This window comes from Cellulomonas wangleii (genome assembly GCF_018388445.1).
Lineage (GTDB): Bacteria > Actinomycetota > Actinomycetes > Actinomycetales > Cellulomonadaceae > Cellulomonas > Cellulomonas wangleii.
This window is the reverse complement of record NZ_CP074405.1, coordinates 875,811-890,982: the sequence shown is the minus strand read 5'-3', so window position 1 is coordinate 890,982 and position 15,172 is coordinate 875,811. Positions and strand designations below refer to the sequence as shown.

Annotated in this window: 13 protein-coding genes; 9 read left to right on the top strand and 4 right to left on the bottom strand. The window is 75.2% G+C overall.

The genetic code is table 11. The annotated features are described in order from the left end of the window. The first annotated feature begins 27 nt into the window (after window positions 1–27). Window positions 28–1,185, top strand: coding sequence for a YihY/virulence factor BrkB family protein (locus tag KG103_RS04295; RefSeq protein ID WP_207342355.1), 1,158 nt, complete (start codon window positions 28–30; stop codon window positions 1,183–1,185). A 75-nt stretch (window positions 1,186–1,260) separates the two neighbouring features. On the opposite strand, the gene ligD is transcribed toward KG103_RS04295, so the two are convergent. Then, on the bottom strand, window positions 1,261–2,850 hold the full coding sequence (ligD, locus tag KG103_RS04290; RefSeq protein ID WP_256439608.1) for a non-homologous end-joining DNA ligase LigD: 1,590 nt from the start codon (window positions 2,848–2,850) through the stop codon (window positions 1,261–1,263). Window positions 2,851–2,884: 34 nt separating this feature from the next. After that, window positions 2,885–3,016 carry a hypothetical protein gene (locus tag KG103_RS19005; protein ID WP_256439602.1) on the bottom strand — a complete coding sequence of 44 codons (132 nt, stop codon included), beginning with the start codon at window positions 3,014–3,016 and terminating at the stop codon, window positions 2,885–2,887. Between the two features lie 211 nt (window positions 3,017–3,227). Here KG103_RS19005 and KG103_RS04285 point away from each other — a divergent pair, with 211 nt between their 5' ends. The 3 genes from KG103_RS04285 to KG103_RS04275 all read left to right on the top strand — a co-directional run bounded on the left by KG103_RS04285 (window position 3,228) and on the right by KG103_RS04275 (window position 7,360). Beyond that, complete coding sequence (locus tag KG103_RS04285) at window positions 3,228–3,392, top strand: hypothetical protein (protein ID WP_207342357.1); 165 nt, start codon at window positions 3,228–3,230, stop codon at window positions 3,390–3,392. Between the two features lie 118 nt (window positions 3,393–3,510). Next, a complete protein-coding gene (locus KG103_RS04280) occupies window positions 3,511–5,379 on the top strand; it encodes a glycoside hydrolase family 15 protein (RefSeq protein ID WP_207342358.1) in 1,869 nt (622 codons plus the stop codon). 130 nt (window positions 5,380–5,509) lie between these two features. Next, window positions 5,510–7,360, top strand: a complete 1,851-nt coding sequence (locus tag KG103_RS04275) for a glycoside hydrolase family 15 protein (RefSeq protein WP_207342359.1) — start codon at window positions 5,510–5,512, stop codon at window positions 7,358–7,360. On the opposite strand, the gene KG103_RS04270 is transcribed toward KG103_RS04275, so the two are convergent. After that, entirely contained in the window at window positions 7,357–9,057 is a 1,701-nt protein-coding gene (locus KG103_RS04270) for a CocE/NonD family hydrolase (RefSeq protein WP_207342360.1), read from the bottom strand. The genes KG103_RS04275 and KG103_RS04270 overlap by 4 nt on opposite strands. Before the next feature lie 139 nt (window positions 9,058–9,196). Between KG103_RS04270 and KG103_RS04265 the strand changes: the two genes are divergently transcribed. The 5 genes from KG103_RS04265 to KG103_RS04245 all read left to right on the top strand — a co-directional run bounded on the left by KG103_RS04265 (window position 9,197) and on the right by KG103_RS04245 (window position 14,233). Then, window positions 9,197–10,111, top strand: coding sequence for a nuclease-related domain-containing protein (locus KG103_RS04265; protein ID WP_249670799.1), 915 nt, complete (start codon window positions 9,197–9,199; stop codon window positions 10,109–10,111). Between the two features lie 364 nt (window positions 10,112–10,475). Next, window positions 10,476–11,906 carry an FAD-dependent monooxygenase gene (locus tag KG103_RS04260; protein ID WP_207342388.1) on the top strand — a complete coding sequence of 477 codons (1,431 nt, stop codon included), beginning with the start codon at window positions 10,476–10,478 and terminating at the stop codon, window positions 11,904–11,906. A gap of 118 nt (window positions 11,907–12,024) precedes the next feature. Continuing rightward, on the top strand, window positions 12,025–12,402 hold the full coding sequence (locus KG103_RS04255; RefSeq protein ID WP_207342389.1) for a YciI family protein: 378 nt from the start codon (window positions 12,025–12,027) through the stop codon (window positions 12,400–12,402). Continuing rightward, a complete protein-coding gene (locus tag KG103_RS04250) occupies window positions 12,399–13,613 on the top strand; it encodes an RNA polymerase sigma factor (RefSeq protein ID WP_207342361.1) in 1,215 nt (404 codons plus the stop codon). Before KG103_RS04255 ends, KG103_RS04250 begins: the two co-directional genes overlap by 4 nt. 62 nt (window positions 13,614–13,675) lie before the next feature. Continuing rightward, window positions 13,676–14,233, top strand: a complete 558-nt coding sequence (locus tag KG103_RS04245; protein ID WP_207342362.1) for a DUF427 domain-containing protein — start codon at window positions 13,676–13,678, stop codon at window positions 14,231–14,233. Between the two features lie 42 nt (window positions 14,234–14,275). On the opposite strand, the gene KG103_RS04240 is transcribed toward KG103_RS04245, so the two are convergent. After that, window positions 14,276–15,151: a L,D-transpeptidase gene (locus tag KG103_RS04240; protein ID WP_207342363.1), complete on the bottom strand. Its 876-nt coding sequence runs from the start codon at window positions 15,149–15,151 to the stop codon at window positions 14,276–14,278. Between the last annotated feature and the right edge of the window lie 21 nt (window positions 15,152–15,172).

The window sequence follows — 15,172 nt, the reverse complement described above, 5'->3', positions numbered from 1 at the left end:
CTGCCATGACCCGCACCGGGAGTGCCCATGACCTCCGCGACCCCCGCGCCGGCCGACGACGCCACCGGTGCCGCCGCCCACAAGGCTGACGCACCGAGCCCCGACGACCCCCGCAAGCCCGACTCCCCCACCGACCTGCACAAGCCGTCGTGGCTGTACGTGCTGCGGACCACGGTGCGGGAGTTCCTCGGTGACCAGTGCACGGACCTGGCCGCGGCGCTGACCTACTACGCCGTGCTGGCGATCGCCCCGGCCCTGCTGGCCGTCGTGTCCGTGCTGTCGCTGGTGGACGACCCCGACCAGGCGGTCCAGGGCATCGTCGACCTGGCGACCGACGCCGGGGCGGGCGAGCAGGTCGAAGGGCTGCGCCCGGTGCTCGAGCGCCTGACCGACGTGCCCGCGGCCGGGCTCGCTCTGCTCCTGGGCCTCGTCGTCGCGCTGTGGTCCGCGTCCGGGTACGTCGCCGCGTTCAGCCGCGGCATGAACCGCATCTACGAGGTCGACGAGGGTCGACCGGTCTGGAAGCTGCGCCCGGCCCTGCTGCTGCTCACCGCCGTCCTCGTCGTCATCGCGGTGCTGGTGGTCGCGCTGCTCGTGCTGTCCGGTCCGGTCGCGGAGGCCGTCGGCGAGGCCGTGGGCCTCAGCTCGACGGTCGTCACGGTGTGGCAGGTCGTCAAGTGGCCGATCGTGCTGCTCCTCGTGGTCCTGGCCGTCGGGCTGCTGTACCACCGGACGCCCAACGTGCGGCAGCCGCGCTTCCGCTGGATCACCGTCGGGGCGTTCATCGCGATCGTCGTGTGGGTGCTCGCGACCGCCGGCCTGGGCCTGTACGTCGCGAACTTCTCGAGCTACGACCAGACGTACGGCTCGCTCGCCGGCGTGATCGTGCTGCTGCTGTGGCTCTGGCTGACCAACCTGGCCCTGCTGTTCGGTGCCGAGCTGGACGCCGAGCTCGAGCGCGGCCGCGAGTTGCAGGCCGGCATCGCGGCCGAGCGCACCCTCCAGCTGCCCCCGCGCGACACCCGCGCCAGCGAGAAGCGTCAGGCGCGCCTCGAGAAGGACGTCGAGCGCGGGCGGGCACTCCGGGAGGCCGCGGCACGGCGCACGGGGACCTCGCCGGCGGACGACGCGGGCACCGAGAGGCGCGGGCGCGACGGCGACCGGCGGACGGAGCACGGGTCCTGACGAGCCGCCGGGCGCGCGGACCGGCAGCGCGGACCGGCGGCGCACGCCGTCAGCGCGGACCGGCAGCGCACGCCGTCAGCGCAGCGGGGGCAGCACCTGGTCACCCGCGAGCGCACCCCGGAACGGGTCACCGCGCTCCGCGACGCGCTCCAGGACGGTGCGGACGGTGAACGCGTCGGGGCGCAGCCACTCGGCGTCGAGCTCGTCCCACGTGATCGGCGCGGACACCGGCGCACCCGCCGCAGCCCGCGGGCTGTACGGCGCGACGAGCGTCTTGTTCACCGCGTTCTGGGTGTAGTCGAGCCGCGCCTGCCCACCGCGCTCACGCACCTCCCAGCGCCAGCTCACCAGGTCGGGCACGACCTTGCCGACGGTGCGCGAGAGCCGCTCGACCCAGGCACGCGTCTCGTCGAACGACGGGCCGACGGTGACCGGCACCCACACCTGGATGCCGCGGCGCCCGGTGAGCTTGGGGAACGCCCGCACGCCGACGTGCTCGAACGCGTCGCGGTGCAGCCGGGCGAGCAGCACCAGGTCGTCCCAGGCGGTCGACGGGCCGGGATCCAGGTCCACCAGCGCGTACGTCGGCAGGTCGGGGGCCGACGTGCGCGACGTCCACGCGTGCCACTCCAGCGCCCCGAAGTTGGCGGGCCACACGAGCGCCGCGGCCTCGTCCACCACGAGGTAGGTGGTGGACTCCCCCGGGTCGACGTCGGGCCGGTCCCAGCGCGGCACCCAGTCCGGTGCGTGGTCCGGCAGCTGCTTGTGCCAGAACCCGGCGGTGGCGGCGCCCTGCGGGAAGCGGTGCATGTTGAGCGCGCGGCCCGCCAGGTACGGCAGGGCGACGGGCGCGATCCGCGCCGCGTAGCGCAGCAGCTCGCGCTTGGTCACCGGCGGCTCGTCGTCCCGGCCGGGGAACAGCTCCTTGTCGAGGTTCGTGACGCGCAGCCGCCGCCCGAAGACCTCCCACGTGCCCGACGCGCCGAGGTCGTCCAGCGCGGCGAGCTCGTCGTCGGACGGCCCGTCGACCTGCGGCGCCGCGGGATGCGTCTCGACCTCCGCCTCGGACGCCGGGACGCCCGAGCGCCACAGCCGGTCCGGGGCGGCGGCGACCTCGTCGTTGGTGCGTCCCGACACCACGGACGTCGGGTGGTCCTCCGCGTCCCAGCCGTCGACGGCGTGCTCGTCCTTCTTGTGGAGCATGAGCCACTGCTCCTTGCCGTCGCGGGCGCCGCCGTCGCGCCGGACCAGCAGGAACTTGCCGCGCAGCCGCTCGCCGTACAGCTCGGCGTGCAGCAGACCCCCGGCCACCTCCGCGGCCGGGTCGTCGCTCTTGTACGGCTCCCACGTGCCGCGGTCCCACACGATGACGTCGCCGCCGCCGTACTGCCCGTGCGGGATCACGCCCTCGAAGTCCTCGTACTCCAGGGGATGGTCCTCGACGTGCACGGCCATGCGACGCGCCGCCGGGTCGAGCGTCGGCCCCTTGGGCACGGCCCAGCTGACGAGGACGCCGTCGATCTCGAACCGCACGTCGTAGTGCAGCCGGCGCGCGCGGTGCCGTTGCACGACGAAGCGGCGCCCGGTGCCCTCCACTCCCGCCGGGGGCGCGCCCGCGGGCTCGGCCGTGCGCGTGAAGTCACGCATCGACCGGTAGGTGCCCAGCGCGTCGGGCGGCTCCGGCGGCTCCGTGGTGGCGTCAGCCTTCCGTGGCGTCGGGGTCCTCCTCCGGCTCGAACGTGCTGGGCTCGTCGGTCGCGGTGCCGCCGACGCCGTCGTCGGACAGCTCGTCGGCGTCCGTGACGGGTCGGCCGTCGTCTGTCTCGCTCATGGGAGCCTCCTGCGTCGTCGGGCCTGCGTCCGCCCAGCGTGCGTCGGTGCCCGCCCACCCGCAACCAGAGCGGCCCGCGCTCCGGGCCCGGCCGACCGGTCGGGTGACGGCCCGCCCGGCACCGCTCGCCGACGTGCGCGACGCGCTCCCGACGGCGATGCTCGGTAGGCGCGGCGCCGGTGCCGCGCCACGTGACGCGAAGGAGCGACGCATGAGCGAGAACCCCGGACCCGCCTCCCCCGGCGCGCCGGCGCACGGCGACGAGCACCGCCGGACGCCCGCCGACACCGGTCCCGGCCCGGACCCGGCGGACGTCGACGGACCGTCGCGCCCCGCCGGTGCCGACGAGGCGGAGGACGCACCGGACGAGGGCTGACTCCCGCACCTGCGTGCGGGCGAGTGACCCGGCACGGCCCGGCGGGGGCGGGTCGGCGCGCGCGTCGTCCACCCCGCTCGGCGAGCGGGACGCGCGTCCAGCACGTACAAAGGACGAGGTGAGCACCCCCCTCGAGGACTACGCCCTGCTGTCCGACCTGCGCACGGGTCCCCTCGTGTCACGTGACGGCAGCATCGACTGGCTGTGCCTGCCGCGGTTCGACTCCCCCGCGGTGTTCTCCGCCGTCCTCGGCGGTCCCGACGACGGGCGCTGGAAGATGTCGGTGGTCGACGGGGAGGTCGTGGGGCGCCGCTACCTGCCGCAGACGTTCGTGCTCGAGACGACGTGGCGCAGCCCCACGGGCACGGCCCGCGTCACCGACTTCCTGCCCGTGTCGACGCAGCGGGACGACCTGGTGCGACGCGTCGAGTGCCTCGACGGCACGGTGGAGGTCGAGCACGACCTGCGGCTGCGCTTCGACTACGCGCGGGCCACCCCCTGGGTGCGGGTCGTGGACCACCACGGGCAGCCGGCGCTGACCTCCCTGGCGGGACCCGACGGCGTGCTGGTGACCGGCCCGCTGCTGGGGTGGAGCGACGACCACGGGGACGGGGTCGCGGACCCCGAGGCCGCGGTCGACCAGCCGGGGGCCTTCACCGCCGGCGACCAGCCCGGCGGGCTCCGGGCTCCCCGCCTCACCGGCCGGTTCCGCCTCGACGCGGGCGACGTGCGCGACTGGGACCTGGCCTGGTTCCCGTCGTACCACGAGCCCCCGGAGCCGATCGACGTGGACCGGGCCCTCGCCGAGACGCTGAGGTTCTGGACGGACTGGTCCTCCAAGGTGACGATCCGCACCAGCCGGGACCCCCTGGTGCTGCGCTCGATGCTCGTGCTGCGCGCCCTCACCCACGGGGACACCGGCGGGATGGTCGCCGCGCCCACCGCCTCGCTGCCGGAGGAGATCGGGGGTGAGCGCAACTGGGACTACCGCTACGTGTGGCTGCGCGACGCGGCGCTGACCATCGAGGTCGCCGTCGCGCACGGCCTCACGGAGGGCGCGTGCCTGTGGCGCGACTGGCTCCTGCGCGCGGTGGCGGGCGACGCGCACGACGTGCGGATCATGTACGGCGTCGGCGGGGAGCGTGAGCTCGACGAGAAGGTGCTCGACCACCTCGACGGCTACGAGGGGTCGCGCCCCGTGCGCATCGGCAACGGCGCCGCCGACCAGTACCAGGCGGACGTGGTGGGCGAGGTGATGATCGCGCTCGGGATGCTGCGCGACGCCGGCGTCGCGGACGACGAGTACACGTGGGGCCTGCAGAAGAGCCTCCTGCGGTTCGCCGAGGAGCACCTCGACCGCAAGGACCACGGCATCTGGGAGATGCGCGGCGAGCTGCACCACTTCACCCACGGCCGGGCGATGATGTGGGCCGCGTTCGACCAGGGCGTGCGGGCGGTGGAGCAGCACGGCCTCGACGGGCCGGTCGAGCGGTGGCGCGAGCTGCGCGAGCACCTGCGCGAGGAGATCGAGACCCGGGGCTTCGACGCGGAGCTCGACAGCTTCACGCAGACGTACGAGAACAGCGAGGTGGACGCCTCGCTGCTGCAGCTGCCCCACACCGGGTTCCTCGCGTACGACGACCCGCGCATGCTCGGGACCGTCGCCCGGATCGAGCGGGACCTGGTCGACGGGCACGGCCTGGTGCGTCGGTACCGCACGGACACCGGGATGGACGGGCTCGCGGGCGACGAGCACCCGTTCCTCATCTGCTGCTTCTGGCTGGTGGAGCAGTACGCCCGCAGCGGGCGGGTCGAGGACGCCCGGGTGCTGATGAAGCAGCTCGTCGGGTACGCGAACGACCTGGGCCTGCTCAGCGAGGAGTACGACCCGGGGGCGGGGCGGCTCGTCGGCAACTTCCCGCAGGCCTTCAGCCACATCGGGCTGATCCGCGCGGCCGACGCGCTCGCGGACGTGACCGACGACTGACGGCTGACGACCGACGGCTGACGACCGACGCCGTCGCAGGTCGGCCCCGCCCCGACGTGCGTGAGGCCCGCCGGGTCGGGATGCTCGACGGGAGCGACGGACGTGCCGTCGCCGGTGCGCAGGAGCCGCGATGAGCACGCCCCTGGAGGACTACGCGCTGCTGTCCGACCTGTGCACCGGTCCGCTGGTGTCCCGCCAGGGCAGCATCGACTGGCTGTGCCTGCCGCGCTACGACTCCCCGGCCGTCTTCTCGGCCCTGCTGGGTGGCCCCGACGACGGCCGCTGGCAGCTCTCCGTGGTCGACGGCGAGGTGGTCGAGCGTCGCTACATCCCGCACACCTTCGTCCTGGAGACGACGTGGCGGACCCCCACGGGCCGCGCGCGCGTCACGGACTTCCTGCCGCTGGTCACCGAGCGCGCCGACCTGGTGCGGCGCGTGCAGTGCCTGGAAGGGACCGTCGAGGTGGAGCACGACCTGCGTCTGCGGTTCGACTACGCGCGGGCCACGCCGTGGGTGCGTGTGGTCGACCGCGAGGGCTCACGTGCGCTGCTGTCGCTCGCCGGCCCGGACGGTCTGGTGCTCAACGGGCCGCTGCTGACCTGGGCGGACGACCACGCGACGGGCGCGTTCGACGCGCACGCCGAGGGCGGTGCCGGCGCACCCGCCCCGCGGCTGACGGGCCGGTTCCGCCTGGAGGCCAGGCAGAGCCTCGACTGGGACCTCACGATGTTCTCCTCGTACGAGGACGAGCCCCCGCCCGTGGCCGTCGACAACGCGCTCGCCGCGACCATCGAGTACTGGACCCAGTGGTCGGCGGCACGCCACGTGGACACCGGCTACAACCCCCAGGTGCTGCGCTCGATGCTCGTGCTGCGGGCCCTGACCCACGCGCGGACCGGTGGCGTCGTCGCGGCGCCCACCGCGTCGCTGCCCGAGAGCCTGGGCGGCAGCCGCAACTGGGACTACCGGTACGTGTGGCTGCGGGACGCGGCGCTCACCATCGAGGTCGCCGTCGCGCACGGTCGCGCGCACGCCGCGGTGCCGTGGCGCGACTGGCTGCTGCGCGCCGTCGCCGGCGACGCCGACCACATCCAGATCATGTACGGCGTGGGGGGTGAGCGGGAGCTCACCGAGAAGGTGCTCGGCCACCTCACCGGGTACGAGGGGTCGCGCCCGGTGCGGATCGGCAACGGCGCCGCGGACCAGTACCAGGCCGACGTGGTGGGCGAGGTGATGATCGCGCTGGCGCGGCTGCGTGACGCGGGCGTCGAGGAGGACGAGTGGTCCTGGGGGCTGCAGAAGGGCCTGCTGCGGTTCTGCGAGCGCAACCTCGACCGCAAGGACAACGGCATCTGGGAGATGCGCGGCGAGCTGCACCACTTCACGCACGGGCGCGTGATGATGTGGGCCGCGTTCGACCGGGGCATCCGGGCCGTCGAGCACCCGCACGGTCTGGACGGCCCCCTGGAGCGCTGGCGCGAGCTGCGTGACCGGCTGCGCGTCGAGATCGAGGAGCGCGGGTTCGACGCCGGGCTCGACAGCTTCACGCAGGTCTACGGCGGCACCCGCGTGGACGCGGCACTGCTGCAGCTGCCGCACACCGGGTTCGTCGCGCACGACGACCCGCGCATGCTCGGCACCGTCGCCCGCATCGAGTCCCAGCTGGTCGACGCGCACGGGCTGGTGCACCGCTACCGCACCGACAACGGCATGGACGGGCTCGCCGGGGACGAGCACCCGTTCCTCATCTGCAACTTCTGGCTCGTCGAGCAGTACGCGCTCTCCGGGCGGCTCGGCGAGGCGCGGGCGCTCATGGACCGGCTCGTCGGCTTCGCGAACGACGTCGGCCTGCTCAGCGAGGAGTACGACCCGGTCGAGGGGCGGCTCATCGGCAACTTCCCGCAGGCGTTCAGCCACATCGGGCTGATCCGCGCGGCGGACGCGATCGCCGCCGCGTCGCGCGGTCCGTCGGCGGGCTAGTTGTCGGCGGGCTGGTCGTCGGCGGCGACCACCGGGAGCGTCAGCCGGGACGGGTGCGCGGCGTCGTGCAGCACCCGCTGGTGCGCCGTCACGAAGTCCGCCTCGGCGACGCTCGCGGCCGGTGCGCCCGTGCCGGGGTTGCGGTCGAACCGCGGGAAGCTCGAGCTCGACACGTCCAGGCGGACCCGGTGCCCGGCGGCGAACTCGTGGCCCACGGCACCCAGCTCGACGACCAGCTCGTGCGGCTCGTCGGGGGTCAGCAGCGTGGGGTTCGTGGGGTCCTGCCGGCTGGCGCGCAGGATGCCGTCAACGAGGTTGAGCGCCGTGCCGTCGGGGTGGACGTCGACCAGCTTGGCCGTCCAGTCGGTGTCCGCCGCGCTGGTCGCCGCGTGCAGGGTGAGCCGCACCGTCCCGATCACGCGCAGCGGCGCCGGCAGCGGGTCGCCCACGAACCGCAGCACGTCGGTGCGCCCGTCGAGCGGACGCTGGTCCACCGACCCGCACGTGCCGGCCGCGTCGCCCTGCGGCAGCAGGGTGTTGCCGCCGAGGGTGGGGACGGGGTCGCGCGGGTCGAACACGTAGCGGCTGGGCGGCGTCCCGGCGGGAGCGGCCTCGGCGGCCAGCGCACCCGGGTGCAGGTGCAGGTCGAGGTCGCGGGCCGGCGGGGGCCACGTCGTGTGGTGCGTCCACACGTTCGCCCCGGTCACGAAGACCTGCACGGGGGCGTCGGGGACGGGGACGTCGTCGGAGGCGAGGTGCGCGGCGAGGAAGTCCAGGAGCCGGGCGTCGAGGCCGATCGCACCACCGGCCGCCGACGGCCCGTGGTCGACGTCGCCCAGCGAGCGTCCCGCGGCGCCGTGGCTCCACGGCCCGATCACCAGCCGCGACCCGGGGTGCCGCGGCTCGCGGGCGAACTCCCGCAGCGAGAGGTCGCGGAACACGTCGTGCCAGCCGGCGACCACGAACGTCGGCAGGGCGGGGCGGTCCGGCAGCGCGTGCTGCTGCCAGTAGTCGTCGACGTGCGCGTGCTCGACCCAGTCCCGCCAGGCGGGGAACAGCTCGTCCAGCACCGGGATCCGTGTCAGCGGCGTCGTCGCGAACCCGGCGGGGAAGCTGCCCAGCAGCGCACCCCACGCCTCCTGCAGCGCGGTCACGTCCTCGCCCGCCGCCGCACGCCGTGCCAGCGGGACGCCCGCCATGGCCGCCGCCCAGCCGAGGGCCGACCCCAGGTTGAGCGCACCGCCGGTGTAGGTCAGCGACCACGGGTCGCTCGGCACGACACCGGTGACCATCGCGCGCAGCGCCGGCGGCGCCCCGCCCGCGGCGTACAGCTGCGTCTGCGCGACGTAGCTGCGGCCCGTCGTCGCGACGCGCCCGTTCGACCACTCCTGGTCCGCGCACCACGCGATCGTGTCGACACCGTCGCGCTCGTCGTCCACCCAGGGGTAGAACACACCGTCGGACGCACCGGTGCCGCGCAGGGCGACCATCACCAGGGCAAGCCCCCGCTCCGCGAGCCCCATGAGGTCCGTCTCGAAGCGCGCGTCCGCCAGCGGGTACGGGCTGCGCAGCAGCACCACGGGGACGGGCTCGTCGACCAGCGGCCGCACCACCACGGCCCGCAGCACCGTCCCGTCCCGCATCGGCACCGGGACGTCGTGGTCGGTCCGGGTGGACGGGCGCGAGGGCGTGCTCATGCCGGGCTCCTTCGGTGGCGGGGACGCCATCCTCCCGCGGCCGGAGCCCGGTGACGTGGGACGGCACGCCGGGTGCGCCGTTCACGACGGGTACGCCGTGCGCCTCGCGTGCGGGTCCCGCGGTGCCGATGTCATCCACATGACGGACGGTTCGAGCGGTTCCCAGTCGGTGGCTCACAAGGTCATGTCGCTGCGCTACGCGGGAACGTGCGACACGTGTGCGGTAAACCTCCCCGGTCGAACACGGGCCGCCTACGTCGCAGCGAGCCGTACGGTGCGCTGCCTCGACTGCCTGGGACAGGCTGCGGTGGCGGCTGCGGTTCGCGCGTCTCCGGCAGCGGGCAGCCCGAAGACACCCGGACACGGACCCGTGCAGGCTGCCGGGATGGCGCCTGTGGACCCGGGCACAGCGGGTTCGTCCGCCCGTCGCGAGTACGAGCGCCGAGCGGCCGGGCGCGAAGCACGCATCCGCGAGGCGCACCCTCGTCTCGGCGGGCTCATCCTGGCGCTCAGCGAGGAGCCGCAGAGCACGACGGCGTGGGCCCGAGGCGCTCGAGGGGAGGAGCTGCTGGGGGCACGGCTCGACACGTTGGCTGCTCAGCAGGTCAGGGTGCTTCACGACCGCCGCATCCCCCGGACGCGCGCCAACATCGACCACGTCGCGGTGGGGCCGACCGGTGTGCACGTGATCGATGCCAAGCGCTACACCGGGCGGCCCTCGCGGGAGGTGGAGGGTGGCCTGTTCCGGCCACGGGTCGAGAAGCTGGTCGTCGGTCGCCGCGACTGCACCCGCCTCGTCGACGGCGTTCTCCGCCAGGTCGACCTCGTGGTGTCAGCTCTCCGTGACCGCGGCCTCACCGAGGTCCCGGTGACCGGGACCCTCTGCTTCATCGAGGCGGACTGGCCGCTCGTCGGCGGAAGCTTCGTCATCAGGGACGTCGCGGTGGTGTGGCCGAAGAAGCTCGCCGAGCGACTGACGGCGCCCGGTTCGCTGGGCGAGACCGAGGTCGTCGCGGTGCACGAGGCGCTGGCGAAGGAGTTCCCACCGGCCTGACGACCCGATCCTCCCGCCCGGGCAACCCCACCCGGCCTCCCCCAGGCACACGAAAGGCAGGGGACCTGAGTCTCCCCTGCCGTACTCAGACTATGGCGCGGGCATGGGCTTGCCGCAAGACCCCCGTCGTCGCCCAGGATGGTCGACCGCAGCCCGGTGCGACCGTGAGCAGCCGGTGGGCCGAGCCGGGTGACCACTGGTCAGTTGGGGGCAGTGGCAGAGGGTTGAGGTGCTCCCACGTGACCACTGGTCGGTCGGGGACGGTGGCAGAGGGGCGACGTCCTCCCATGTGACCAGTGGCGGAGGGACGGTGGCAGCCGGCGACCGCACGGACGGGCGGGTCGCGGACATCCGAGGGGGACGTATGACGGACGTCGTCATCAGCGGCGGTGGGCCGACCGGCATGATGCTGGCCGCCGAGCTGCGCCTGCACGGTGCGGACGTGCTGGTGCTCGAGCGGGACGCCGAGCCGAGCCCGGCGGTGCGGTCGCTGGGCCTGCACCCACGGAGCATCGAGGTGCTGGACCAGCGCGGCCTGCTGGACCGGTTCCTGGCGCACGGGCAGCCGTACCCGCAGGCGGTGGGGCACCTGGCGGGGATCGACCGGCCGGCGCCGGCGGACCTCGACACCGCGCACCGCTACGTGCTCGGCATCCCCCAGCCGGTGACCGACCGGCTGCTGACGGAGCGGGCCCTCGAGCTCGGCGCCCGGGTGCGTCGCGGGTGCGAGGTCACGGGCGTCGAGCAGGACGACGAGGGCGTGACGGTCGCGCTCGCCGACGGGACACGGGAGCGCGCGGCGTGGCTGGTCGGGTGCGACGGCGGGCACAGCCTGGTGCGCCGGGCCGTCGGCATCGGGTTCCCGGGCGAGGCGGCGACCACCGAGTGGATCCTCGCCGAGGTGCAGGTGACCGCGCCGCCCGACGAGCTCGCCCGCGTCGTCGCCGCCGTCCGCGAGCGCCACCAGGGGTTCGGGGTCGGGCCCGCGGGTGACGGGCTGCACCGCGCGGTCGTCCCCGCGGCGGCGGTCGCCGAGGACCGCACCGTCCCGCCCACGCTCGACGAGCTGCGCACGCGGCTGCGGGCGTACGCGGGCACCGACTTCGGGGTGCACTCCCCCCGGTCGCTCACGCGGTTCGGTGACGCGACCCGCCTGGCCGACCGGTACCGGGTGGGCCGGGTCCTGATCGCCGGGGACGCGGCGCACGTGCACCCGCCGCTGGGCGGGCAGGGCCTCAACCTCGGCATCCAGGACGCGGTCAACCTGGGCTGGAAGCTCGCGGGGCAGGTCGCCGGCTGGGCACCGGACCGGCTCCTGGACACGTACGGCGACGAGCGGCGCCCGGTGGCCCAGGACGTCCTGACGCTGACGCGCGCCCAGAGCGAGCTGCTGCGCACCGAGCCCGGGCCGCAGGCGGTGCGCCGCCTGCTCACCGAGCTCATGGCACTGCCGGACGTGGGCCGCCTGCTGGCCGGGCGGGTCAGCGGGACCGGCATCCGGTACGACCTGGGCGACGGGCCACCGCTGCTGGGCCGTCGGCTGCGGGACGTCGCCCTGGGCCGCGGACGGCTGTACTCCCTCCTGCACGCGGGGCGCGGCCTGGTCCTGGACCCCGGCGGGACGCTGTCGGTGGGCGGGTGGGCGGACCGGGTCGACCACGTCGTCGACGCGACGGACGAGCTCGACCTGCCCGCCGTCCTGCTGCGCCCCGACGGCTACGTGGCCTGGCTCGGGGAGGACCAGGTGGGGCTCGTCGAGCACCTGGCGCGGTGGTTCGGCACGCCGACGCCCTGACTGCGCACCGACGGACACGCCCCGGGTGTCTGCCGGCCGTCCCCGAGATCGTCATGAGGGTGTGCGGCCACCCCGGCCCACGACGAGGATGACGACCAGACCGTCCGAGGAGGACGCCATGCGCTACACGATCCTGCTGCACTACCCCGAGATGACGGCCGAGCAGATGGGCGAGGACGCGTGGGCGGAGGGTGAGCGCGAGTTCAGCGCGTACGCGGCCACGCTGCAGGCCGCCGGGGCCCTGATCGGCGCGGAGGTGCTGCAGCCGTCGTCGAGCACGACCACGCTGCGCACCGTCGACGGCGTCCTGCAGGTGCAGGACGGACCGTTCGCGGACACCAAGGACCAGCTCGGCGGCACGTTCGTCGTCGACGTCCCCGACCTCGACGCGGCGATCGAGCTGGCCCGGCGTGCGCCGGGCGTCTCGTGGGGCGCGGTCGAGGTGCGCCCCGGCGCGCTGTACACGGTGGACGGCGTCTGGACGCCGAACGCGTGAGCGCCGCACGGGCGCGGGCGGCCGCCGAGCGTGCCGCCCGCGACTCGTACGGCCGGCTGGTCGCGCTGCTCGCGGCGCAGTCCGGGGACGTCGCCCTGGCGCAGGACGCCCTGGCCGACGCCTTCGAGCAGGCGCTCACGCGCTGGCCGGACGACGGCGTACCGCGCACCCCCGACGCCTGGCTGCTGACCGTGGCCCGCAACCGCATCCGTGACGTGTGGCGCTCCGCGGCGCACCGTCGCACCGCGCCGCTGCCCGACGACGCCCTCGCCGACCTGCCGGCGGACGACCCGCTCGCCGACGTCGACCCGGCCGCGATCCCCGACCGCCGCCTCGCGCTGCTGTTCGTCTGCGCGCACCCCGCCATCGCCGCCGACGTCCGCACACCGTTGATGCTGCAGACCGTGCTCGGGCTCGACTCGGCGCAGGTCGCCAGGGCGTTCGCCGTGACACCGGCCGCCATGCAGCAGCGCCTGGTGCGCGCCAAGCGCCGCATCACCCGGGCGCGCATCCCCTTCGTCGTCCCCGACCGGTCGGCCATGGCCGAGCGCCTGCCGCCGGTGCTGGAGGCCGTCTACGCGTGCGCTGCGGTCACCTGGCGGCAGGACGCCCGCGACCTCGCCGGCGAGGCCCAGCACCTGGCCGTGGTCCTGGCCGCGCTGCTCGACGACGAGCCCGAGGCGTGGGCGCTCGCGGCGCTGGTCACGCTGTCGCTCGCCCGGCGGCAGCCGCCGGGCGTCTTCGTCCCGCTCGACGAGCAGGACCCCACGACGTGGGACGCGGACCTGCTCACCGAGGGCGAGGCGCTGCTGCGGCGGGCGCAGCGGCCCGGTGTGCCCGGGCGGTTCCGCCTGGAGGCGGCGATCCAGGCGGTGCACGCCGACCGCCGTCGCACGGGCCGCACCGACTGGGCCGCGCTGCGCACCCTCTACACGGCCCTGGACGCGGTCGCGCCGAGCCTGGGCGGGCGGGTCGCGCTCGCGGCGGTCGTCGGGCGCGTCGACGGCCCGGACGCCGGGCTCACGGCGCTGCCGCCCGAGCCGTCGCCGGCGTTCCAGCCGTGGTGGGCGGCGCGCGCGGACCTGCTGGCCCGTGCCGGGCGCGAGGCGCAGGCCGCGGAGGCGTTCCGCCGGGCCGCCGAGCTCACCGACGACGCGGCGGTGCGTGCGTACCTCCTGGCGCGCGCCGGCGCAGGGTCGGGCGACGGCTGAGCCTCGGGCGTCGAGGGCCGTCCCGGCGCGCCGGGAACGCGCGCGTCGAGGATCGTGAGGGCATGGCACCCGACACCGCCCGCACCTGGCACCCGCGCACGTCCCCGCCCGGCGGTCGCACCGCCGAGGTGCCCGGCCCGGGGCAGGAGTCCGTCTGGGACTACCCGCGCCCGCCCGCGGTCGTGCCGAGCACGGAGCACGTCGTGGTGAGGCTCGGGACGACGGTCGTCGCGGACACCCGCCGCGCGCTGCGCGTGCTGGAGACCTCCCACCCGCCGACGTACTACCTGCCGCTGGCCGACGTGACGGCCGGCGCGCTGGAGCCCGTGCCGGGCGCGCAGTCGTTCTGCGAGTTCAAGGGCCGCGCCGGGTACGACGACGTCGTCGGCACGGACGCCGACGGGCGGCGCCTGGTCCGGCCGCGCGGCGCCTGGGGCTACCCGCACCCGGCGCGCGGCTACGAGGCGCTGGCCGACCACGTCGCGCTGTACCCCGCGGGGCTGGTCTGCACCGTCGACGGGGAGACCGTGCAGGCCCAGGAGGGGGACTTCTACGGCGGGTGGCGGACGAGCCGGGTGGTGGGTCCTTTCAAGGGCGGTGCGGGCACGCACGGGTGGTGAGCGTCGGCGGACGGCGCATCGGGCCCCGGACGAGGCCCCGGCTCAGGACACGGTGAGGACGGTGCCCGCCGGGACCTGGTCCCACAGCATGTCGAGGACCTCCTCGCTCACCCGGACGCAGCCGTTGGAGATGGCCCCCGTGCGGTCGAACGGGGTGGTGTGGATGGCGGTCGCCGAGGTCCCGGTCGCCGTGTCGTAGACGTCGATGGTCTCGCTCTGGCTGGACAGCAGCAGCACGCGCGGCGTGGAGGTGCCGGGCTGCTCCCACTGCGACCCGACGACGAACTGCGGGATCGCAGGCGTCGGCGTCGCCGGTGCACCCACCGCCGTCACGGGCACGGTGCGGGTCGTCGCGCCGTCGTCGATCGTCAGGGTCAGCGCCGCGAGGTCGAGGTGCAGGCGCCAGTCGGTGCCGGACGGCGTCGTGTCCTGCGCGCGGATCCAGGCGGTGCGCCCGTTGACCTGCGCGACGTCCTGGCTGGGCAGGGCGCTGCGCGTGGCGAGCATGACGCGCAGCCACCCGCCGCGCTGCTCGACCACGGGCAGCACCGTGGGCACGTCGAGCGTCACCGCGGGCACCGTCGCCACGGGGCTGCCGTTGATCGCGTCGTACCCGGCGGTGTCCCGCACGACCGTCGCGGTCTGCCAGGCGCCGAGCGCGGGGTCGTCGTTCCGCCGCTGCTCGAGGCCGTCCGTCCCGGGCAGGCCGGGCACGAGGTTGCGGGGCTCGGCGACGGGCAGCGTGGACAGGTCGGCTGCCGGGACGACCGGGGGCGGGGGGACCGCGGCCTTCACGACGTCGACGGGCGCGCGGACGACCACGGGCTCGGGTGCGGGCGGCTCGCTCGCGCAGCCCGCCGCCACAGCCGCTCCCAGCAGCGCGACCGCCACCGGTCGTGCCCATCCGCTCGCTCGCATGCCCCCATGGTGCGGGACGTC